Origin of the sequence: Alteromonas sp. a30, from assembly GCF_026788005.1 — a bacterium.
In the GTDB taxonomy this organism is placed as follows: domain Bacteria; phylum Pseudomonadota; class Gammaproteobacteria; order Enterobacterales; family Alteromonadaceae; genus Paraneptunicella.
Genome location: NZ_JABEPE010000079.1, coordinates 1 through 944, shown reverse-complemented (window position 1 = coordinate 944; position 944 = coordinate 1). Strand labels below are relative to the sequence as shown.

The following is a 944-nucleotide window of genomic DNA, read 5'->3' as shown; positions in this document are numbered from 1 at the left end:
GCGCTAATTTTCTGCTCGACCGCTTGAACATCGGTTTGCTGTTTTTCCGCTAGAGCTAACAGGCTTTCGTTTACGCTACTGTTGTCTGTTTCCGTGCTGTTTGTGGTCGTGGTCATGGTTGGCTTGTTCTCAGGTTCGGTGGTTTCTGGCTGTGGGTTTTCAGTTTGTGTTTTTTCGTTCTGAGGGTTTTCACTTTGTGGCTTTAGTGCTTGGCTTTGGGGCGCGCCTAAAATCGCTTTGACTTTTTCAAGCAAGGTTGGCGTTGGCTTTTGTTGGCTCTCTTGGCCCTGCTGGCTCTTTTGATTTAGTGGGATCAATGAATGTTTAGCTAAGTGATCAGGAATAGCGAAATGAATATCGCCCGAAGCAGACGCCGAAACAGAAAGGTGGTCGGTCACTTCATCAATCAATCCCAGCGCTTGGGCTTCGCTGGCGGTGTAATAATGGTCGCTACCGTCCATCATGGCTCGAATGTCGTCTTTCGATACGCCTTTAGATTCAAAGGTGGTTGAAATCAATGCGTTAAATTTGTCGAGCACATCGGCGGTTTTGCGGTGCTCTTTGGCGTTGCCATACATGCCCGTGCTGGAGTCGTGAACCATTGTGATCGCATTACCGAACGATAGGCGCTTATCACCGGCTTGAAGAATAAGCGCTGCAATCGACATTGCTGAGCCCATGTTTACAGTGGTGATTTCAGCACCGTGGCTGACTAGCGCATTGAAAATGGCGATGCCATCGACCACCGAGCCGCCACGACTGTTCAAGAACACTTTCACCTTTTTGCTTTTCACTTGGCTAAGCGTGTTTACAAAGTCTTTGGCTGAGGTGCTTTCCGAAAATAAAGACTCACCAATATAGCCGTGGATCCAAATTTCCGTGGTGCCATTTGCTGCGCCCGAAATACGCCAAAAGTCGTGATTGTCTTGCCCATGCATTGCTCG

General features: G+C 48.6%; 1 protein-coding gene. It reads right to left on the bottom strand.

Going from position 1 to position 944, the window contains the following annotated elements; translation table 11 throughout:
• On the bottom strand, positions 1-944 hold a 944-nt coding region (locus HJG39_RS19255; RefSeq protein ID WP_268412041.1), incomplete at both ends, for a head maturation protease, ClpP-related.